General features: G+C 72.5%; 17 protein-coding genes. 10 read left to right on the top strand and 7 right to left on the bottom strand.

All coding sequences use genetic code 11. The features are described from left to right. The first annotated feature begins 45 nt into the window (after window positions 1-45). From ABD973_RS23860 to ybaK, 3 genes are read left to right on the top strand one after another with little or no spacing between them, the layout of a single operon-like run. Window positions 46-1635 (top strand): oxidoreductase, encoded by a 1590-nt coding sequence (locus tag ABD973_RS23860; RefSeq protein WP_345502000.1) that lies wholly within the window; start codon window positions 46-48, stop codon window positions 1633-1635. A gap of 41 nt (window positions 1636-1676) precedes the next feature. Next, window positions 1677-2417: an LON peptidase substrate-binding domain-containing protein gene (locus tag ABD973_RS23855; protein WP_345501998.1), complete on the top strand. Its 741-nt coding sequence runs from the start codon at window positions 1677-1679 to the stop codon at window positions 2415-2417. A 4-nt stretch (window positions 2418-2421) separates the two neighbouring features. Further along, complete coding sequence (ybaK, locus tag ABD973_RS23850) at window positions 2422-2916, top strand: Cys-tRNA(Pro) deacylase (protein WP_345501996.1); 495 nt, start codon at window positions 2422-2424, stop codon at window positions 2914-2916. A gap of 244 nt (window positions 2917-3160) precedes the next feature. Here ybaK and ABD973_RS23845 read toward each other — a convergent pair whose 3' ends face one another. The 4 genes from ABD973_RS23845 to ABD973_RS23830 are packed head-to-tail and all read right to left on the bottom strand — an operon-like array spanning window position 3161 to window position 6978. Beyond that, window positions 3161-3784: a hypothetical protein gene (locus tag ABD973_RS23845; RefSeq protein WP_345501994.1), complete on the bottom strand. Its 624-nt coding sequence runs from the start codon at window positions 3782-3784 to the stop codon at window positions 3161-3163. Between the two features lie 47 nt (window positions 3785-3831). Beyond that, entirely contained in the window at window positions 3832-4629 is a 798-nt protein-coding gene (locus ABD973_RS23840; RefSeq protein ID WP_125605246.1) for an ABC transporter permease, read from the bottom strand. After that, on the bottom strand, window positions 4626-5663 hold the full coding sequence (locus tag ABD973_RS23835; RefSeq protein ID WP_386381781.1) for an ABC transporter ATP-binding protein: 1038 nt from the start codon (window positions 5661-5663) through the stop codon (window positions 4626-4628). The genes ABD973_RS23840 and ABD973_RS23835 overlap by 4 nt, the downstream gene beginning before the upstream one ends. A gap of 28 nt (window positions 5664-5691) precedes the next feature. After that, window positions 5692-6978 carry an NYN domain-containing protein gene (locus ABD973_RS23830; RefSeq protein ID WP_345501992.1) on the bottom strand — a complete coding sequence of 429 codons (1287 nt, stop codon included), beginning with the start codon at window positions 6976-6978 and terminating at the stop codon, window positions 5692-5694. Window positions 6979-7192: 214 nt separating this feature from the next. Here ABD973_RS23830 and ABD973_RS23825 point away from each other — a divergent pair, with 214 nt between their 5' ends. After that, the gene (locus ABD973_RS23825) at window positions 7193-7357 is read left to right on the top strand and encodes a hypothetical protein (RefSeq protein WP_164720867.1); all 165 of its coding nucleotides are present in this window, start codon (window positions 7193-7195) and stop codon (window positions 7355-7357) included. 91 nt (window positions 7358-7448) lie between these two features. Here ABD973_RS23825 and dnaE read toward each other — a convergent pair whose 3' ends face one another. Then, window positions 7449-10991 carry a DNA polymerase III subunit alpha gene (dnaE, locus tag ABD973_RS23820; RefSeq protein ID WP_125598660.1) on the bottom strand — a complete coding sequence of 1181 codons (3543 nt, stop codon included), beginning with the start codon at window positions 10989-10991 and terminating at the stop codon, window positions 7449-7451. Window positions 10992-11169: 178 nt separating this feature from the next. On the opposite strand from dnaE, the gene ABD973_RS23815 reads away from it, so the two are divergent. The 5 genes from ABD973_RS23815 to ABD973_RS23795 all read left to right on the top strand — a co-directional run bounded on the left by ABD973_RS23815 (window position 11170) and on the right by ABD973_RS23795 (window position 17084). Beyond that, window positions 11170-12495 (top strand): DUF2252 domain-containing protein, encoded by a 1326-nt coding sequence (locus tag ABD973_RS23815; protein ID WP_125598657.1) that lies wholly within the window; start codon window positions 11170-11172, stop codon window positions 12493-12495. An 83-nt stretch (window positions 12496-12578) separates the two neighbouring features. Further along, on the top strand, window positions 12579-13274 hold the full coding sequence (locus ABD973_RS23810; RefSeq protein WP_345501989.1) for a hypothetical protein: 696 nt from the start codon (window positions 12579-12581) through the stop codon (window positions 13272-13274). 49 nt (window positions 13275-13323) lie between these two features. After that, window positions 13324-14118 (top strand): DsbA family protein, encoded by a 795-nt coding sequence (locus ABD973_RS23805; protein ID WP_345501987.1) that lies wholly within the window; start codon window positions 13324-13326, stop codon window positions 14116-14118. A 127-nt stretch (window positions 14119-14245) separates the two neighbouring features. Continuing rightward, the gene (locus ABD973_RS23800) at window positions 14246-15895 is read left to right on the top strand and encodes an alkaline phosphatase D family protein (protein ID WP_345501985.1); all 1650 of its coding nucleotides are present in this window, start codon (window positions 14246-14248) and stop codon (window positions 15893-15895) included. 223 nt (window positions 15896-16118) lie between these two features. Next, window positions 16119-17084 (top strand): zinc metalloprotease, encoded by a 966-nt coding sequence (locus ABD973_RS23795; protein ID WP_125823945.1) that lies wholly within the window; start codon window positions 16119-16121, stop codon window positions 17082-17084. A 90-nt stretch (window positions 17085-17174) separates the two neighbouring features. On the opposite strand, the gene ABD973_RS23790 is transcribed toward ABD973_RS23795, so the two are convergent. Beyond that, window positions 17175-17744 carry a dienelactone hydrolase family protein gene (locus ABD973_RS23790; protein ID WP_125598644.1) on the bottom strand — a complete coding sequence of 190 codons (570 nt, stop codon included), beginning with the start codon at window positions 17742-17744 and terminating at the stop codon, window positions 17175-17177. 71 nt (window positions 17745-17815) lie between these two features. On the opposite strand from ABD973_RS23790, the gene ABD973_RS23785 reads away from it, so the two are divergent. Then, window positions 17816-18859, top strand: a complete 1044-nt coding sequence (locus ABD973_RS23785) for a mechanosensitive ion channel family protein (RefSeq protein WP_125823946.1) — start codon at window positions 17816-17818, stop codon at window positions 18857-18859. Window positions 18860-18924: 65 nt separating this feature from the next. On the opposite strand, the gene ABD973_RS23780 is transcribed toward ABD973_RS23785, so the two are convergent. Continuing rightward, on the bottom strand, window positions 18925-20517 hold the full coding sequence (locus tag ABD973_RS23780) for a Na+/H+ antiporter (protein WP_345501983.1): 1593 nt from the start codon (window positions 20515-20517) through the stop codon (window positions 18925-18927). Window positions 20518-20581: the final 64 nt, after the last annotated feature.

The following is a 20581-nucleotide window of genomic DNA, read 5'->3' as shown; positions in this document are numbered from 1 at the left end:
GCCCCTTAGCGTTCTCGTACACGTGAATGACAGCGGGGGGCTGGCGTGACCGAAGTGCAGGGGGACGTACGGCCGGACGGCCTGACCGGGGCCGAACGGCGGATGTGGGAGGCCTTCCGCGCGGGCACGGTCTGCGACCTCGGCGCCCGTGACGCCGGGCTGGACGATCCGCACTCGGGGCGCGTCTGGGGGCCGGAGCGCCGGGTCCGGGCGGAGGTGGTGGCGCACCTGCTGCTGGCCGGGCCCGCGCCCCTCCCGGGGCGGGTGGGGCGGCTGAAGCTGCGCGGTGCGCAGATCACCGGGCTGCTGGACCTGTCCGGGGCCGCGGTCACTCCGTACGTGGAGATCCGCGCGTGCCGCTTCGACGGCGAGGTCCAGGTCTCCGAGACCCGGTTCGGCACGCTCCGGCTGGACAACTGCGCGGTCCCCCGGCTGGAGGGCGCCCGCCTGCACACCGAGGGCGACCTGCACCTGGCGCGCTGCCGGGTGGCGCGCGGGATCCGGCTGACCGACGCCCAGATCGGCACCGACCTGCTGCTCAGCCACAGCGTGGTCCACCGGGACCACCGGGGCCGGGCCGTCGCCGCCGACGGGCTGGCGGTGGCGCAGGACCTCCAGGCGGACATGCTGGAGACGCACGGCGAGGTGAGCCTGCGCGGCGCGAAGGTGGGCGCCTCGATGAGCCTGCGCGGGGCGCGGCTGAGCAACAGCGACGGCCGGCGGGCGCTGAACGCCCCGACGCTGACGGTGGAGCGGACCCTGTACCTGACGTCGATCGGCCTGTCCTCCTCGACGGCCGACCCGGAGCGCCCGTACGACTGGGGCCGGACCCCGACGACGGGCGGGCCGGCGCAGCGCTTCGAGTGCCGGGGCGGGCTGCGGCTGGACGACGGCCGGTTCGGCGACTCGGCCGACTTCTACGGGGCCCGGTTCGAGCTGCGCGCGGACCAGGAGGTGTCGTTGCGGCGGGTCCAGACGCCGGAGCTGCGGTTCGTGGGCGAGGCGCCGGAGCGGGGCCGGGTGGTGGTCTCGGGGGCGAAGGTGGTCAAGCTGGTGGACCGGTCGACGAGCTGGCCCGGGCGCGACCGGGTGTCGATGGAGGGCTTCGTCTACGAGGTGCTGGCGCCCCGCGGCCACTTCCCGCTGTCGCGCCGGCTGGAGTGGCTGGAGGCGGCCACCCCCGAGTACTCGCCCGAACCGTACGAGCGGCTGGCCGCGGTGCTGCGGGCCGGCGGGGAGGACGCCGGGGCCCGCGAGGTGCTGGTGGCGAAGCAGCGCTGCCGCCGGGCGACGCTGCCGCCGGCCGCGCGGGCCTGGGGGTACCTCCAGGACTGGACGGTGGTGTACGGGTACCGGCCGGGGCGGGCGGCGCTGTGGATGGCGGTGCTGTGGGCGGCGGGCACCCTGCTGTTCCTGCGGCACGAGCCGGCGCCGATCAAGGCGGACGAGCATCCGCAGTGGGACGCGGCGCTGTACGCGCTGGACCTGCTGCTGCCGGTGATCGATCTCGGCCAGCAGGGGCAGTGGAAGCTGGAGGGCGGCTGGCAGTGGGGGTCGGCGGCGCTGGTGCTGCTGGGCTGGATCCTTGCCACGACGGTGGCGGCGGGTGCGTCGCGGCTGCTGAGGCGGGGTTAACGGGTGACGGGGCGGGCCGTCCGGCCACTACCCTGTGCCTCGTGACCACCGTTCGCCTGCCCCTCTTCCCGCTGAACTCGGTGCTGTTCCCGGGCCTCGTGCTGCCGCTGAACGTCTTCGAGGAGCGGTATCGCGCCATGATGCGCGAGCTGCTGAAGTCCAGGGAGGACCAGCCGCGCCGGTTCGCGGTCGTCGCGATCCGCGACGGCCGGGAGGTGGCCCCGACCGCGCCCGGGCTGCCGGACCAGACGGCGCTGCCCGAGAAGGGCCCGGCGGCCGGGTTCGGCACCGACCCGATCCAGGCGTTCCACCGGGTGGGCTGCATCGCGGACGCGGCGACGATCCGGGAGCGGGAGGACGGCAGCTTCGAGGTGCTGGCCACCGGCACGACCCGGGTGCGGCTGGTGTCGGTCGACGCGTCGGGGCCGTTCCTGGTGGCGGAGCTGGAGGAGCTCGCGGAGGACGCGGGCGAGGGCGCCGGCGCCCTGTCCGAGGGGGTGCTGCGGGCCTTCCGCAGCTATCAGAAGCGGCTGGCGGGGGCCCGTGAGCGGTCCCTGGCCTCGGGGCCGGACCTGCCGGACGAGCCGTCGGTGGTGTCGTACCTGGTGGCGGCCGCCGCCGTGCTGGACACCCCCTCGAAGCAGCGGCTGCTCCAGGCGCCGGACACGGCGACGCGTCTGGCGGAGGAGCTGAAGCTGCTGCGCACGGAGACGGCGGTCATCCGCCACCTCCCGTCGCTGCCGGCGGTGGACCTGACCCGTACCCCGACGAGCCCGAACTGAGGCCATGGCGAAGAAGAAGCCGCAGCCGGCCGGCACCCCGGCCATCACCGCCCTGACCGGGGCGGGGGTGGCGTTCACCACCCACGCCTACGAGCACGACCCCGCGCACCCCTCGTACGGGGAGGAGGCGGCCGAGGCGCTGGGCGTCTCCCCGGAGCAGGTGTTCAAGACCCTGGTCGCCGACGTGGACGGGGCGCTGACGGTGGCGGTGGTCCCGGTGTCGGGCTCGCTGGACCTGAAGGCCCTCGCGGGCGCGGTGGGCGGGAAGCGGGCGGCGATGGCCGATCCGGCACTGGCGGAGCGCACCACGGGCTACGTGCGGGGCGGGATCTCCCCGCTGGGGCAGCGGCGGCGCCTGCGGACGGTGCTGGACGCGTCTGCCCGCGGCCACGCCACGATCTGTGTCTCGGCGGGCCGCCGCGGCCTGGAGGTCGAGCTGTCCCCCGCGGACCTGGCGGCCCTCACGGACGCGGTCCTGGCCCCGATCGCCCGCCCGTAGCCCTCCCGGCCGGGGCCCGGCGCCGCTGCGCGGGGCGAGGTCCCCTACCCGCCCTTCCCCCGTTCCCAGGGGCGCTGCCCCTGACCCCGTTGCGCTCAAACGCCGCGCGGGCTGGATACATCCAGCCCCGCCGGCGTTTGAGGCGCGGGGGTCTGGGGGCGGAGCCCCCGGGAGGGGTCCGGGCACAGCCCGGGGAACGGGCGAAGGGCGGGGCGGGGAGCAGCCCCGCGCAGCGGGCCGCCCGTCAGGACTGGGGGGTTTCCGGGGTCGCGTGGGCGTGTGGCGGCGGGTACTCGCCCTCCCAGGGCCCCGGCGCGGGGTCCCGGGGGCCCCAGACGGCCGTCAGGGCCAGGTGGGCGGCGACGGCCGCCATCGGCCACACCAGCAGCACCCCGTACGCCATCAGCTGCAGCGGCGCGTCGAACGGCACGCCCTTGCCCGCCTTCGCTGCCGCGGCCGCCACGTCCCCGCCGGGGCTCAGCCAGAGCCCGAGCCGCCACCCGGCCAGGGAGGCGAAGCAGGCCCCCACGGCCAGCCCGATCACCAGCGGCACGCCCCCGCGCCGGCGCCACAGGAACACCGCGACCGCGGTGAGCACGCCCAGCCCCAGCGCCAGCAGGAAGAACGTGCCGTCGGCGCCGATCCGCGCCTCGCTCTCGGTGTCGCGCAGGAAGACGGCCTCACCGTTGGAGACGTACTGCGCGCGCGGTGCGAGCCACGTCCACAACAGCCCGAGGAGCACCCCGGACAGGCCCACCGCCAGGGTGACGGCGGCCGCGTCGCGGATGTCCGCCGGGGTGACGGCGGCCTCCGGCTCGGGGAGCGGGGGCAGGGTCGGCTGCTGGTGCGGGGTCACGGCTTCGGTCACCCCCACATCGTGCCAGGTGCGGCCGCGTCCGGCGTCGGCGACCGGCGTCAGCGGACCGCGGCCCGCCGGTACGCCCAGGTGGCCACGGCCAGGGACAGCACGCCGACGGCGGCGCAGACGCCGAGGTCGAGGAGGACGGCCGTCCAGTCGGGGTGCGGGGCGAAGGTCTCCGCGAAGGCCTCGACCCCGTACGTGGACGGCAGCAGGTCCCGCGCCCACACGATGACGTCCGGCATCCGCTCGGCCGGGAGCACGCCCAGCAGCAGCGCCGCCGACATGCCCAGCTGCCCGGCCAGCGTGGCCAGCTCCTGGCGCGGCGCGAGCAGCCCGAGCGCGGCGCCGAGTCCGGCGAGCGCGGCCCCGGCCAGGGGGACGACGGCGGCGAGGATCCACAGGCCGCCCATCGGCAGGCCGAACAACACGCAGCCGAACACGGCCGTGACCAGCGTCCCCGGCAGGGTGAAGGAGGCGTACGCGGCGGCCGCGCCGAGCACCACCGAGGCGGGCGGCACGGGCAGGGTGGCGTAGTGGTCGAGGCCCCCGCCGGCCCGCAGCTGCCCGAAGTACTGCGCGAGCAGGTTCAGCGCGACGAAGGCGACGACGAGGACGGAGGAGCCGGCGACGACGGCACGGGCCTCGGAGCCGCCGCCCCCGTCGACGACGCCCCGCATCAGGATCATGATGCCGACGGACTGGAAGGTGGCGACGAACAGCAGCGGTATCCGGGCGACCCGCGCCCGGGACAGCTGGGCCCTGTAGACGGCGGCGAGGGCGGGCAACAGCCGCGCCTTCGGAGCCAGGACGCCGACGGGGACGGCGGTGGCGGCAGTGGCAGCGGTGGTCACGACTTGACCAGACCCTTCATCCGGCCGCCCAGCGCGAGGTACACGTCCTCCAGGCTCGGCGTGGCCAACGTGAAATCGTCGAGGGCGGCGAAGGCCGGGCCCGCGGTGACGGCGGCGACGGCCGCGCGGGCCTCGTCCTGCGGCAGCCGCAGCACCCAGCGGCGGCCGGACTCGGCGGCCTTCGGGGCGAGCGCGGCCACCTCGGGCACGTCGAGCGGCGGGGCGGTGCGCCAGACGAGCTCCAGGCGGACCTCGTCGGAGACCTCGGCCTTGAGGCCGGCGGGGGTGTCGCAGGCGATGACCTTGCCGTGGTCGACGACGGCGACCCGGTCGAGGACGGTCTCGGCCTCGATGACGTTGTGGGTGACGAGCAGGACGGTGGCTCCGTGGGAGAGGCGGCGGCGGTCCACGGCCTCCCAGACGGCCCGACGGGCCACGGGGTCCATGCCGGTGGTCGGCTCGTCGAGGACGAGGACGGGCCGCTCCCCCACCAGCGCGGCGGCGAAGCAGGCCAGCCGGCGCTGTCCGCCGGAGAGCTTCTTCAGGGGGCGCCCGGCGATCGAGGTGAGCCCGAGTTCCTCCAGTACGCCGTCCCGTGCGGCCCGGGCCTCGCGCGCGCCGAGGCCGCGCAGGCGGCCGGTGGTCTCGGCGGCCAGCGCGACGGTGAGTTCGTCCAGGGCGGTGGACTCCTGGCCGAGGTAGGCCAGCAGCCGGGAGGCCCGCTCGGGGTGGCGCACGAGGTCGTGGCCGAGGAGGGTGACGCTGCCCGCGTCGGGGCGCATCAGGCCGGTGAGCTGGCGGACCAGGGTGGACTTGCCGGCGCCGTTGGGGCCGAGCAGGCCGAAGACCTCGCCGCGCCGGACCTCCAGGGAGATCCCGTCGTTGGCGCGGGTCTCGGGCAGGGCGGGGGCCCCGCGCCGGCCGCGTACGGCGGGGTACGTCTTGACCAGGTCACGCACCGCGCAGACCACGTCCGAAGCGGCTCCGGCGGCCGCCGCCGTGGTCGTTCCTGCCTGTGCTGTGCCCGTGCTCACGAGGGAGCAGCCTACGCGGCTTCCGGCCCTACTCGGCCGCCGGGGTCATCGGGGCCTGGGGCACGGCGCCCGCCGGCCCGCCCACGTGCTCGGCCGCGGCGCGCACGTCGATCTCCCGCCAGAACCCGGCGCGGATGGCGTAGCGGTCGTGCTCGTCGATCTGGTCGTCCTTGTGGGCGAGGAGCCCGAACCGGGCGGCGTAGCGCAGCAGCTCCCCGTCGATGCGGTGCGGGACGCGGGGGTACATGGTGGCGAGTTTCTGCAGGTGGGCGGCTTCGGGGAGGCGTTCCATCCAGCGTCGGGCGAAGACCTGGCCGACCTCGAAGGGGTCTCCGCCGACGGTGGTGATGTCCTCCTCGCGGTCGGCCCAGCGCTGCTCGGCGCTGGTGAGCTGGGCGAGGGTGGGCAGGGAGGCGGTCTCGGCGGGTTCGCCGAGCGGGCCGGCGCGGTCGATCCACCCCTTGTCGGAGGACCAGCGCAGGGCGCTGCCCGCGGGGACGGCGGCGGTGGGGGCGGCGGGCGCGGTGGCGGGGACGGCGGCGGGGGCGCGGAGCGCGGCGAGGTCCTTGGGGGTGGGGACGGGTTTGGCGCCTTCGGTGGCGGGCGCCGGTACGGGTGCTCCGTTCGGGCGGGGCTCGGGGGTGGCGGGGGTGCTGTTGCGGGCGGCTTCGGCGAGGGCGGCCTCGGGCAGGGGCGCGGAGAGGATCGCGGCGATCTCGGGGCGGGGGGCGGGCGGCGGGGGGCAGAGTCCGGCGAGGTCGCGGGCGCGGACGGCGCGGGTGATCCAGGCGCGGTCGAGCACGCGGCGTTCGTCGGCTTCGGCGACGAGGTCCTCGGACTGGTTGTAGTCGCCGTCGGCGGCCTGGACGGCCCAGAGGTGGACGGCGACGCCGTGTTCCTTGGCGGACATCAGGCCGGGCAGGAGGTCGCCGTCGCCGGTGACGAGGACCACGTCGGAGCAGGCCCGGTTGCGGGCGAGTTCGGTGAGTTCGGCGTGCATGGCGGCGTCGACGCCCTTCTGCGCCCAGCGGCCGTCGCTGCGGGTCAGGGCGCCGAGCCGGACGGTGACGCGGGGCATGACGCGGAGCCTGCGGTGTTCGGGCTGGGGGACCCGGTCGGGGGCGCCGTCGAACCAGTAGATCCGCAGGAGGGGCTGCTGGGTGTCGGCTTCGGCGCGTTCGCGCAGGCCCTGGATGAGGGCGGAGTGGTCGACGGTGATGCGGGAGCGGGAGGGTTCCCCGGCGAGCAGGCTCGCGGCGGCCCCCAGCAGGTATCCGGCGTCCACCAGGACGACGCAGCGGTCCACGCGTTCCACCCTCTTCCGTGGGGGTCCTCGACAGGTTTTCCCCGAGTCTGCCCGACCGCAAGGGCGTTGACGGCCGGAACTCGATCATCGGCGTGGCGTATCTCTCGGGGTGCCTCGAAAGCGGCCCCCCGACGCCCGTGTCAATGATCCAAAATGCGGGGTTTGTAGGGGTGTGTGAGTGTGAAGGCGGCCCTGGCCCCTACACACCCCACGGAGGCATTCCATGGCCAAGAACAAGAACCAGAAGCAGCCCGCCAAGCAGCAGCCCCGTTCGGGCGGCCAGGAGCGCAGTACGTCCGAGGTCTCGCCGGAAGAGCGCCCCTCGCAGTCGCCGAGTCCGCTGGACATGGCCCACAAGAGCAAGCAGAAGCGCTTCGGCCACAACTGACGCCGCGCGCACGCGTACGAAGGGCCCCGCCGGCAGCGTCGCCGGCGGGGCCCTTCGTGTGCGCGTGCGGGGGTACGGGCCCCCGTGCCGGCTACCCGGCCAGGCAGGAGGGGCCGAGCAGCACCTTGAGGTCGCCGAAGAGGGCGGGGTCGGGCTGGACCCGGTGCCGGTCCAGGCGCAGCACGGTGGTGGTGCGGGGGCCCTGGAGCTTGATCCGCACCTCGGTGTTGCCCTTGTGGTGGCGCAGGATCTCGCCCAGACGGGTCACCATCGGCGGGGTGACCTTGACGGTGGGGATGGTGAGGACGACGGGGGCGTTGGTGCCGGCGGAGGAGAGGTCGGGGACCATCATCTCCATGGCGACCAGGCGGGGGACGTCCTCGCGCTTGTCGAGGCGGCCCTTGACGAAGACGACGGTGTCCTCGACCAGCTGGGTGGAGACGAGCTGGTAGGTCGCGGGGAAGAACATGCACTCGATGGAGCCGGCCAGGTCCTCGACGGTGGCGATGGCCCAGGCGTTGCCCTGCTTGGTCATCTTGCGCTGGAGGCCGGAGATGATGCCGCCGATGGTGACGACCGCGCCGTCGGCGTGCTCCCCGCCGGTGAGCTGCGAGATCCCGGCGTCCGTCTTGTCGGACAGGACGTGTTCCAGGCCGAAGAGCGGGTGGTCGGAGACGTAGAGGCCGAGCATCTCCCGCTCCTGGGCGAGGAGGTAGGACTTCTCCCACTCGACGTCGGAGAACTCCACGTCGAGGCCGAAGCCGGGCTCGTCGCTGCCGCCCTCGTCACCCATTCCGCCGAACAGGTCGAACTGTCCCTCGGCTTCCTTGCGCTTGACGGCGACCACGTTGTCGATCATCGATTCGTGGTGGGCGACCAGGCCCTTGCGGGTGTGGCCCATCTCGTCGTAGGCGCCGGCCTTGATCAGCGACTCGACGGTGCGCTTGTTGCAGACGACGGCCTCGACCTTGTCGAGGAAGTCGGGGAAGGAGGAGTACTTCCCCTTCGACTTCCTGGTCTTGATGATCGAGTCGACGACGTTCTGGCCGACGTTGCGGACGGCGGTGAGGCCGAAGAGGATCACGTCGTCGCCCTGGGCGGCGAAGTTGGACTCGGACTCGTTGACGTTCGGCGGGAGCACCTTGATGCCCATGCGCCGGCACTCGTTGAGGTAGATCGCGGACTTGTCCTTGTCGTCCTTGACCGAGGTGAGCAGGCCGGCCATGTACTCCGCCGGGTAGTTCGCCTTGAGGTAGGCGGTCCAGTAGGAGACCAGGCCGTACGCGGCCGAGTGGGCCTTGTTGAAGGCGTAGCCGGCGAAGGGGACCAGGACGTCCCAGAGCGCCTGGATCGCCTGGTCGCTGTAGCCGTTCTTGCGGGCGCCGGCCTGGAAGATCGTGAAGTTCTTCGCCAGTTCCTCGGGCTTCTTCTTGCCCATGACGCGGCGCAGGATGTCGGCCTCGCCGAGCGAGTAGCCGGCGATGATCTGGGCGGCCTTCTGGACCTGCTCCTGGTAGACGATCAGGCCGTAGGTGACCGCGAGCACCTCTTCGAGCGGCTTCTCCAGCTCGGGGTGGATCGGGGTGATCTCCTGCTGCTTGTTCTTGCGCAGGGCGTAGTTCGTGTGCGAGTTCATGCCCATCGGGCCCGGGCGGTAGAGCGCGGACACGGCGGAGATGTCTTCGAAGTTGTCGGGCTTCATCAGGCGCAGCAGGGAGCGCATGGGGCCGCCGTCGAACTGGAAGACGCCGAGGGTGTCGCCGCGCTGGAGCAGCTCGAAGGTCTTGGGGTCGTCGAGCGGGAGGGCCAGGAGGTCGATGTCGATCCCCTTGTTGGCCTTCACCATCTTGACGGCGTCGTCCATGATCGTGAGGTTGCGCAGGCCGAGGAAGTCCATCTTCAGCAGGCCGAGCGATTCGCAGCTCGGGTAGTCCCACTGGGTGATGGTGACGCCGTCGGTGTGCCGCACCCAGACGGGTACGTGGTCGGTGATCCTCTCGCTGGACATGATCACGCCGGCGGCGTGCACGCCCATCTGGCGGACCAGGCCCTCGACGCCGCGGGCGGTGTCGATGACCTTCTTCACGTCGGGCTCGTTCTCGTACATCCCGCGGATCTCGCCGGCCTCGCTGTAGCGGGGGTGCGAGGGGTCGAGGATGCCGGAGAGCGGGATGCCCTTGCCGAGGACGTCGGCGGGCATGGCCTTGGTGAGCCGGTCGCCCATGGCGTAGGGGTAGCCGAGGACGCGTGCGGAGTCCTTGATCGCGTTCTTGGCCTTGATGGTGCCGTAGGTCCCGATCATGGCGACCTTGTCCTCGCCGTACTTCTCGGTCACGTACCTGATCACCTCGACGCGCCTGCGCTCGTCGAAGTCGATATCGACGTCGGGCATGGAGACGCGCTCGGGGTTCAGGAAGCGCTCGAAGATCAGGCCGTGCGGGATGGGGTCGAGGTCGGTGATGCCCATGGCGTACGCGACGATCGAGCCGGCCGCGGAGCCTCGGCCGGGGCCGACGGCGATGCCCTGGTTCTTGGCCCACATGATGAAGTCGGCGACCACGAGGAAGTAGCCGGGGAAGCCCATCGAGATGATCGTGTCCATCTCGTACTCGACCTGCTTCATGCGGTCCTCGGGGATCCCGCCGGGGAAGCGGCGGTGCATGCCCCGCATGGTCTCCTCGCGGAACCAGGTGACCTCGGTGTAGCCCTCCGGGATGTCGAACTTCGGCATCAGGTTCCGGAACGTGAACATGCCCTCGGTGTCGATCTGGTCCGCGACCAGCTTCGTGTTGGCGCAGCCCTGCTGCCAGGCGTCCGAGGAGTCGATCGCGTACATCTCGTCGGTCGACTTCAGGTAGTAGCCGGAGCCGTCGAAGCGGAAGCGGTCGGGGTCCGAGAGGTTCTTGCCGGTCTGGATGCACAGCAGGGCGTCGTGGGCGCCGGCCTCGTGCGCGTAGGTGTAGTGCGAGTCGTTCGTGACCAGCGGCGGGATGCCGAGCTTCTTGCCGATCTCCAGGAGGCCGTCGCGGACCCGGCGCTCGATCTCGATGCCGTGGTCCATCAGCTCCAGGAAGTAGCGGTCCTTGCCGAAGATGTCCTGGTACTCGGAGGCCGACTTCAGGGCCTCGTCGAACTGGCCGAGGCGCAGACGCGTCTGGAGCTCGCCGGAGGGGCAGCCGGTGGAGGCGATCAGGCCCTCCGACCACTGGCTGATGGTCTCCTTGTCCATGCGCGGCCACTTCGTCAGCCAGCCCTCCTTGTACGCGTCGGAGGACAGCCGGAAGAGGTTGTGCAGGCCGGTGGCGTTCGCCGCCCAGATCGTCTTGTGGGTGTAACCGCCGGAACCGGAGACGTCGTCCCGCTTCTGGTGGGGCTGGCCCCACTGGATGCGGCGCTTGTTGCGCCGGGACTCGGGGGCGACGTACGCCTCGATGCCGATGATCGGGGTGATCCCGGCCTTCTGCGCGGAGTGGAAGAAGTCGTACGCCCCGTGGAGGTTGCCGTGGTCGGACATGGCGATGTGCGTCATGCCCATTTCATTGCAGGCAGCGAACATGTCCTTCAGCCGCGCGGCACCGTCCAGCAGCGAGTACTGGGTGTGGACGTGCAGGTGCGTGAACGGCGTCTTGGTCACGGTGGGGGCCTCCTGAGGAGAGAGGGGCGGCAGCTACGAATCCTACGTCCCACGAGTGACAGACCCGGGGCACCGACGGGTACGGTCGGCCGTTGCAGAAGTTGCAGAACCGGGAAGACCGGTCCGGCGTCCAGTCGGTCAGAAGCCGTACCACCCCTTGCACCAGGAGGCATCCGCCATGGCGGTCACCGAGACCACCGACGAGCAGCGCGCCGAGCAGATACTCGATGTGTTCGACACCGCATTCGGCCGGCTGCTCGCCGCCGACCCCGCCGCCTTCCAGGTCAAGTTCCGGAAGATGGCGGCCTCGGCCTTCGCCTTCTACCGGGGCACGGCCTGCCTCTTCTACGCCGACCTGGAGCGCGACCGGCACGGCGGCCCCTACCTGGACGAGCGCACCGGCCGGGTGTGGATCCACGGCGACCTGCACGCCGAGAACTTCGGCACGTACATGGACGCCAACGGCCGGCTCGTGTTCAACGTGAACGACTTCGACGAGGCGTACGTGGGCCCCTTCACCTGGGACCTCAAGCGGTTCGCCGCCTCCGTCGCCCTGATCGGCTACACCAAGGCGCTCAGCGACGAGCAGATCAGCTCCCTCGTGCGGACCTACGCGGCGGCCTACCGCGAGCGGATCCACCAGCTGGCCACCGGCGCCAAGAACGACGAGGTCCCCTCCTTCACCCTGGACACCGCCGACGGCGCCCTGCTCGGCGCCCTGCGGGCGGCCCGCTCGCGCACCCGCTTCGCGCTGCTGGACTCGATGACGGAGATCCGCGACCACGAGCGCCGCTTCACCTCGGACGCCGGGGCGATCGAGCTGGACGCGGCCACCCGCTACAAGGTGCTGGCCGCCTTCGACGGGTACCTGGAGACCCTGCCCGAGGAGTCCCTGGTGCGCCCGGACTCCTACCGCGTCAAGGACGTGGTGGGCCGCCGGGGCGTGGGCATCGGCTCGGCGGGCCTGCCCTCGTACAACATCCTGCTGGAGGGTCACAGCGACGCCCTGGAGAACGACGTCGTGATCTACCTCAAGCAGGCGCAGACCCCGGCCGCGTCCCGGCACATCACCGACCGGTCGGTCCGGGAGTACTTCCAGCACGAGGGCCACCGCACGGTGATCTCGCAGCGCGCCCTCCAGGCGCACGCCGACCCGTGGCTCGGCTGGACCGAGCTGGACGGCGCCGGGCAGCTGGTGGCGGAGGTCTCCCCGTACGCGGTGGACCTGGACTGGTCGGACCTGGACGACCCGGAGGAGATCGCGGCGGTGGTCGCGGACCTGGGCCGGGCCACGGCCACCATGCACGCCTCGGCGGACGAGGCCGAGAGCGGGCAGTCCCTGGTGCCGTTCTCCACCGAGCGGGCCATCGACGCGGTGATCGCCGCGGACGAGGAGGGCTTCCCCGAGCTGCTGGTCGACTTCGCCCACGCCTACGGGGCCCGGGCCCGCGCCGACCACCAGATCTTCGTGGACCTGTTCCGCAACGGCCGGATCATGCCGTAGGCCCTCCGGGAGCGGGGCCCGGCCTGGCCGACAGAACACCCCGCGCTCCCGGCCTCACAGGAACCCGTGGCAGACTCGCGGCGATGGACATATCAGGGGTGAGGATCCGAGGGCTGCGGGCCGCGCTGTTCAGCGCGCTCGTCGTGCTGCTCTCGGCCGGGTCCCACGTGCTCATGTCCCGGGTCCCGCTGCCGCCCTCGATGGTCGCCGGGGCCTTCGCCGGGGTCTTCACGGTCGCCTACGCGTTGGCCGGCCGGGAGCGGGGCTTCGGCCCGATCGCCGCACTGCTGGTGCCGCTGGAGCTGGCGGCCGACACCGTCTTCACCGCCGGCCAGCACCTCTGCTACGGCCCCGCCGGCGGGCCGGTGGCCGGGCCGCTGCGCGCGCTGGGCCTGGACGAGCTGTGCGGCGGGGCCCCGGTGGGCGGCCCGCTGACCGGGGTGGCCGGGCCCGCCGGGGATCCGGCGGCGCTGCTGGCCTCGCCGGGGCCGTGGACGCCCTGGCTGCTGCTCGGCGCGCACGTCACCGTCGGGCTGGCGGCGGCCGCGTGGCTGCGGCACGGCGAGCGGGCCCTGGTGCGGGTGCTGCGGGCGGTCGCCGCCTTCGCGTTCCGGCCGCTGCTGCTGGCCGTCGCCCCGGCCGGGACCGTCCCCGGGCGGGCCGGGCGGGCGCTGCGGCCGGTGTTCCGCGGCGCGGTGGCCCGTACCCGCTTCCCGGCGCATTCCGTGGGCCGGCGGGGTCCTCCCGTACGCGCGGCGCTCGTGATCGCGAGCGTCTGAGCACGTACGGCACCACCCCCTCGTCCCTTCCCGTTCCACGGAGATCACCATGAGTGCACGCAACAACCAGCAGAACAAGGCCGCCGCCCGCGAGCGGCTGCGCGTCGAGCGCGAGCAGCAGGCGAAGAAGGCCAAGGCCCGCCGCCAGCTGGTGGTGGCCGGCGCGGTCGTCGGCGTCCTCGCCCTGGCCGGCGTTGTCGGCTACGCCGTCGTCCAGGCGAGCGAGCCCGGCCACTGGGAGAAGGCCGCCAAGGCCGAGCTGGTCAAGCCGAAGAACACCACGGGCGAGGACGGCCTGACGGTGGTCGTCGGCAAGCCCGAGGCGAAGAAGACCCTGGAGCTGTACGAGGACTCGCGCTGCCCGGCCTGCGCCGCCTTCGAGCAGTCGGCGGGCGACCAGGTCAAGAAGGACGTGGAGGCGGGCAAGTACAAGCTCCGCTACTTCGGCGCGACCTTCATCGACAACGGCGTCAAGGGCGAGGGCTCGAAGAACGCCCTGAGCGCGCTGGGCGCGGCCCTGAACGTGAGCCCCGAGGCCTTCCTGGAGTACAAGGGCGCGCTCTACTCGAAGGCGCTGCACCCCGAGGAGACCAACGACGCCTTCGCCAAGGACGACTACCTGCTGAAGGTCGCGGACACCGTCCCGGCGCTGAAGGACAACGCCGAGTTCAAGAAGGCCGTCCAGGACGGCACGTACGACCGGTGGGCGATGGACATGTCGGCCGCCTTCGAGAAGTCCGGCGTGACGGGCACCCCGACGCTGAAGATGGACGGCAAGAAGATCGAGACCCCGGCGACGGCGGAGGCCTTCACCGCGGCCATCGACAAGGCGCTCGCGGGCTGATGCCCTGACAGATCCGGACATGGCTCCGGAAACACCGCACACGGGCGGGCGAACTCCTCGAGTTCGCCCGCCCGTTGCCTTTCCGCACCTGTTCCCCGCCACATACCGATCAGTAATATGATCGGCCGTGACCAGTCATCTCACCCCTCCACACCCGCGCCGCCGTACGGTCGTCCTGGCCGCGGCGGCCACGGCCGCGCTCGCGCCGATCGGCACCCTCGGCGCCCAGGCGGCCCACGCGGCGGGGGCCGCGCCCGCCTTCCTCCACGGCGTCGCCTCCGGCGACCCGCTGCCCGACGGGGTCCTGCTCTGGACCCGCGTCACCCCGACGCCCGAGGCGGTGCCCGGCTCCGGTCTGGGTCCGGCCACCGCGGTGGGCTGGGAGGTGGCCGAGGACAAGGCCTTCTCCCGGATCGTCGCGAGCGGTTCGGTCACCGCCACGGCCGCCTCCGACCACACGGTCAAGGCGGACGTGCGCGGCCTGCGCCCGCAGACCCCGTACTGGTACCGCTTCACCGCAGGCGGGACCGTCTCCCCGGCCGGGCGCACCCTGACCGCGCCGGCGGCCGGGACGACCACGCCCGGCATCCGCTTCGGCGTGGTCTCCTGCGCCAACTGGGAGTCCGGCTACTTCTCCGCGTACCGGCACCTGGCCGCCCGCACCGACCTGCACGCGGTGCTGCACCTGGGCGACTACATCTACGAGTACCAGACCGGCGGTTACCCCGAGGCGAAGTACGTCGTACGCCAGCACGAGCCGAAGAACGAGATCGTCTCGCTCTCCGACTACCGCACGCGGCACGGCAAGTACAAGACGGACGGCGACCTCCAGGCGCTGCACGCGGCCCACCCGATCGTGGCGATCTGGGACGACCACGAGTTCGCCGACAACTCCTGGTCCGACGGCGCCGGCAACCACACCCCGGGCACCGAGGGCGACTGGGCGGCCCGCGCGGCCGCCGCCAAGCAGGCGTACTTCGAGTGGATGCCCGTACGCCCCTCCATCGCGGGCACCGTCTACCGGCGGCTCCAGTTCGGCACCCTCGCCGACCTGCACCTGCTGGACCTGCGCTCCTTCCGCTCGCAGCAGGCCAAGACCGGCAGCGGATCGGTGGACGACCCGGAGCGCACCATCACCGGGCGGGCCCAGCTGGACTGGCTCAAGTCCGGCCTGGCGTCCTCGAACGCGACCTGGAAGCTGGTCGGCACGTCGGTGATGATCTCGCCGGTGGCCTTCGGCTCGCTGCCCGCGCACCTGCTGAAGCCCCTCGCGCACCTGCTGGGCCTGCCCGAGGGCGGGATCGCGGTCAACACGGACCAGTGGGACGGCTACACGGACGACCGCAAGGAGCTCCTGGGCCACTTGAAGGACCGGAACATCAAGAACACGGTGTTCCTCACCGGCGACATCCACATGGCGTGGGCGAACGACGTCCCCGTGGACATGGCGACGTACCCGGGCTCGGGCACGGCGGCCACCGAGTTCGTGGTGACCTCGGTGACCTCCGACAACATCGACGACATGCTGCACGTGGCGCCGCACACCCTCTCGGTCGTGGCCGAGGGCGCCGTCAAGGCGGCGAACTGGCACGTGAAGTGGCTGGACATGGACTCGCACGGCTACGGCGTGCTGGACGTGACGGCCGAGCGCTCGCAGATGGACTACTACGTCATATCCGACAAGCGGCGCCAGGACGCGAGCTCCGCCTGGGCCCGCTCGTACCGCACGCTGAACGGCAGCCAGAAGGTGGAACGGGCCGACCGTCCGGTTAACTGACTTACCGTCAAATCTGCTGTGCGATGGGGTTTCTGGTGCAGACCAGGAGCCCCATCCGCCACATCGGCAACAAATCTTTAACTTACGAGTACTTGCCATCTTGATGACATGCACACATAAACTTCCGGCCAGCGTGAGGAAATACCTCACCCCCCACCACGCTTGCCGAGGAGCCATCGTGCGCGCTGCCGCCCGCATATCCCCCCTTCTCCGCCGCCGCCTCATGGGTACGGCCGTCCTGGCCTCCACCCTGGCGTTCGCCCCGCTGACCGCCCCCACCACGGTCGCCGCCGCCGCCTCCAAGACCGGTGCCGAGGCCTGTGCCGAGCAGGGCTCCGCCCCTGCCAACGCCCGCGTCGCCAAGCCCAAGGACAACCACGCGGCCGAGCCCAACGAGGTCAGCGAGGACCAGGTCAAGGCCATGGACGCCGACCTGCAGAAGAAGCTCAAGGGCCTCCAGCTGTCCCCGCAGCAGGTCTTCGGCTCCGGCGCCGGCGCCTCGCTCGCCGCCGCTGCCACGAACATCCCGGTGTACGTCCACGTCATCACCTCCGGCACCGCCGGAAAGCTGACCGCCACGGACATCAGCAACCAGATCGCCGTCCTCAACGCCGCCTACAGCGGCCAGGGCAACGGCAACGTCGACTCCGGCTTCCAGTTCACCCTGGCCGGCACCGACTACACCGACAACGCCGCCTGGTACAACGTCTCCGACGGCACCCAGGCCGAGAAGGACATGAAGAACGCCCTGCGCAAGGGCGACAAGAACGCGCTCAACATCTACACCGCCAACCTCGGCGGCGGCCTGCTCGGCTGGGCGACCTTCCCGAGCTCCTACACCTCCGCGCCCAAGATGGACGGCGTGGTCCTGCTCAACACCTCGCTGCCCGGCGGCTCCGCCGCCAACTACAACGAGGGCGACACCGCCACCCACGAGGTCGGCCACTGGATGGGTCTCTACCACACCTTCCAGGGCGGCTGCTCGGGCAGCGGCGACTCCGTCGCCGACACCCCGGCCGAGAAGAGCGCGGCCTTCGAGTGCCCGACCGGCCGCGACTCCTGCACCACCAAGGCCGGCGTCGACCCGATCCACAACTTCATGGACTACACGTACGACTCCTGCATGTACCAGTTCACCGCGGGCCAGGTCTCGCGCATGAAGAGCATGTGGACCGCCTACCGCGGCTGACCCGCAGGCTCCACCACACCCACGACGATGCCCCCCGGCGCCCCGCGCCGGGGGGCATCGCCCTGCGTGTCCCGCTCCCGCTCCCGCTTCCTACAGCGTGTCGAGGAACGCCAGCGCGGCCTTCCAGGTCTCCTCCGCCGCCTCCGCGTCGTAGTCCTCCAGGTCCGGGTCCGTGAACAGGTGCCCCGCGCCCGCGTAGCCGTGCACCTCCACGTCCGCCCCGGCCCGCCGCATCCGCAGGTACCAGGCGGTCAGCCAGTCGTGCGTCTCGTACGGGTCCGGGTCCGCGATGTGCAGCTGCACCGGCAGCTCGTCGGCCGAGGCGTCCTCGTCCAGGTCCGCCGTGCCGTGCAGGAGCAGCAGACCGCGCGCCTTGTCGTCGGCCAGCGCCAGGTGCTGCGCGACCGAGCCGCCGAAGGAGAAGCCCGCGTAGACCAGGCCCCGGTCGGAGAACGGCGCCGACGCCAGCACCGCCCGCTTGAGCAGCTCGTCGCGGCCCACCTCCTCCTGGTAGGCCGCACCCTCCTCGAACGTGTCGAACGTACGGCCCTCGAAGAGGTCCGGTACCTGGACCTCGTGCCCGGCCGCGCGCAGCCTGTCGGCCGCCGCGTGGACCGCGGGCCGCAGCCCGTACGTCGAGTGGAAGAGCATGATGTTCATGCCCCCATCGTGCCATTCTCGGGAAACCGGGAGTCCCGGGGCGCCCCCTGGATACGGTCTCCGGCATGGAGATGCAGAACGTCCTGCGACCCGCCCTGGTCGTCGGCGCCGCCCTGGTCCTCACCCTGGTCGCGGGCTGGGTGCTCGACCTGCTGCTGCGCAAGGCCGACGCCCGGCACCCCGAAACCCCGCTGTGGGGCCTGCTGCGCCGCTGCGGCCCGCCCTTCCGCCTCGTCCTCGGCACCGCGGCGCTCCAGGCCGCGTACCGCCCGGCGGGCATCCTCCCCGCCCACGCGACCGGCGTCGGCCACGCCCTGACCCTGGTCCAGATCGCCTCGACCGCCTGGCTGCTCGTCGGCATCGCGGCGGCCGTGGTGGAGGCCACGTACGCCCGCTACGCCGCCGCCCACCCCGACGACGCCCGGGTCCGCCGGGTCCGCACCCAGGTCACCCTGATCCAGCGGGTGCTCACCGCCGTGGCCGTGGTGGTCGCCGCGGCCGCGATGCTGCTGACCTTCCCGCCGATGCGCACGGTCGGCGCCTCCGTGCTGGCCTCCGCCGGGGTGCTCGGCATCGTCGCGGGCATCGCCGCGCAGGCCTCCCTCGGCAACCTCTTCGCCGGACTGCAGATCGCCTTCGGGGACACCGTGCGCATCGGGGACACGGTGGTCGTGGACAAGGAGTGGGGCAAGGTCGAGGAGATCACCCTGACCTTCCTGATCGTCCGCACCTGGGACGAGCGCCGGATCACGATGCCGGTCTCGTACTTCACCGGCAAGCCGTACGAGAACTGGTCGCGCGGCGGCGCCCAGATGACCGGCTCGGTCGTGTGGCACCTGGACCACTCGGCGCCGGTCCCCCTCATGCGGGACAAGCTCGCCGAGATCCTCAAGGAGGTCCCCGAGTGGGACGGCCGCACCGGCAGCCTGGCCGTCACCGACACCACCCCGAACACCGTCGTGGTCCGCGCGGTGGTCACGGCGAAGGACGGCGACGACGTGTGGACCGTGCGCTGCGCCGTCCGCGAGCGGATGATCACCTGGCTGTCCGCCGAGCACCCGTACGCCCTCCCCCGCGTCACCATGGCGGAGCCGCCCCCGCGCGACACGGCCTGAGCCCGCGGGGGGCGGCGCACCGCGGCGCCCGCAGGCCGGCCGGGCCGACGACGGTCCCGTCCGGCCTACGGGCTGCGCAGGCTCCTGACGTCCAGGTGCCGCAGCACCCGGTCGACGATCTCCGGGTCGGAGCCCGGTTCGCTGCGCGCCGCGAGGACCTCGTGCCGGGCGGCGGACATCATCTCCCGCTGGATGCGCTGCACGTCGCGGATCCGCTCCACCCGCTTCGCGTACGCCTCCCGCCGCTCCTCGTCGACCAGGTCCGGGCTGATCCTGGCCCCGACGTCGTACGCGCGCCGGTGCAGGATCTCCACCAGGTCCTCGGGGAGGTCCTCGACCACCTCGATCTCCTTGAGCCGCCGCTTCGCGGCCTTCGCCGCGCGCAGCGCCAGCCTCCGCCGGGTCTCCCGCTCCACGTCCGTGTCCGCCTCCACCCCCAGCCGGCGCACCAGCCACGGCAGGGTCAGCCCCTGGATCACCAGCGTGGTCATGATCACCGCGAAGGCGATGAAGACGATCTCGTCCCGCGCCGGGAAGGGTTGCCCGGAGTCCGTGCGCAAGGGCAGGGCCAGCGCCAGCGCCACCGACGCCACCCCGCGCATCCCGGCCCACCACATCACGAGGCTCTCCCGCCAGCTCAGCGGGATCTCCTCGTCGTAGTCGCGGCGCCGGTGCAGCTTCTTGGCCAGCCAGGCCGCCGGCAGCAGCCAGACCAGCCGGACGCCGACCACCACCGCGACCACCGCCGCCGCCCACCCGGCCATGGCCCACTCGCGGCCCCCGGCCACCCCGAAGACGTGGTGCAGCTCCAGCCCGATCAGCCCGAACGCCACCCCGGTGACCAGCGTGTCGACGATCTCCCAGAACGTGTGCCCGGCGAGCCGCCCCAGAACGTCGTCGGCGTCGCCGGCGTACTCGGCGAGGAACAGGGCCGTCGTCAGCACGGCCAGCACCCCCGACCCCTGGAGCTCCTCCGCCACCACGTACGCCACGAACGGCACCAGCAGCGTCAGCCCGATCTGGAGCGTGGCGTCGCCGAGCCGGCCCATCAGCCGGTTCGCGGCCCAGCCGAGCGCCAGCCCGACGGCCACCGCCACCACGGCGGACAGCACGAACTCCCCGAGCGCCTCGGGCCAGGAGAAGCTGCCGCTCACGGCGGCGGCGACGGCGACGTGGTAGAGCACGATGGCGGTGACGTCGTTGAACAGGCCCTCGCCCTCCAGGATCGACACCATCCGGCGCGGCAGCCCGAGCGACCCGGCCACGGCGGTCGCAGCGACCGGGTCGGGCGGGGCGACGAGCGCGCCGAGGGCGACGGCGGCGGCCAGTGGCAGCCCGGGCACGACGGCGTACGCGACCCCGGCCACGGCGGCGGTGGTCACGAACACCAGGGCCACGGCCAGCAGCAGGATCGGCCGCACGTTGGCGGCGAACTGCCGCCAGGAGGTGCGCTGCGCGGAGGCGTAGAGCAGCGGCGGCAGCACCAGCGGCAGGATGAACTCGGGCGGGACGTCCACGTTGGGCACGGCCGGCACCAGCGCCAGGCCGACCCCGGCCAGGGTCATCAGCACGGGCGCGGGCAACCCGAGCCGGTCCCCGAGCGGTACGGTCACGACGGCGCCGAGCAACAACAAGAAGAGCAGAGCGAGCTGGTCCACGCCCTCACCCTGTCAGGCGCCCGGGCCACACCCCCGCAGGGGCACGCGGTCCCCTGCGCGGGGC

Source organism: Streptomyces racemochromogenes, assembly GCF_039535215.1.
Classification (GTDB): domain Bacteria; phylum Actinomycetota; class Actinomycetes; order Streptomycetales; family Streptomycetaceae; genus Streptomyces; species Streptomyces racemochromogenes.
The sequence above is the reverse complement of the archived record's forward strand: the minus strand, read 5'-3'. Positions and strand labels throughout refer to the sequence as shown.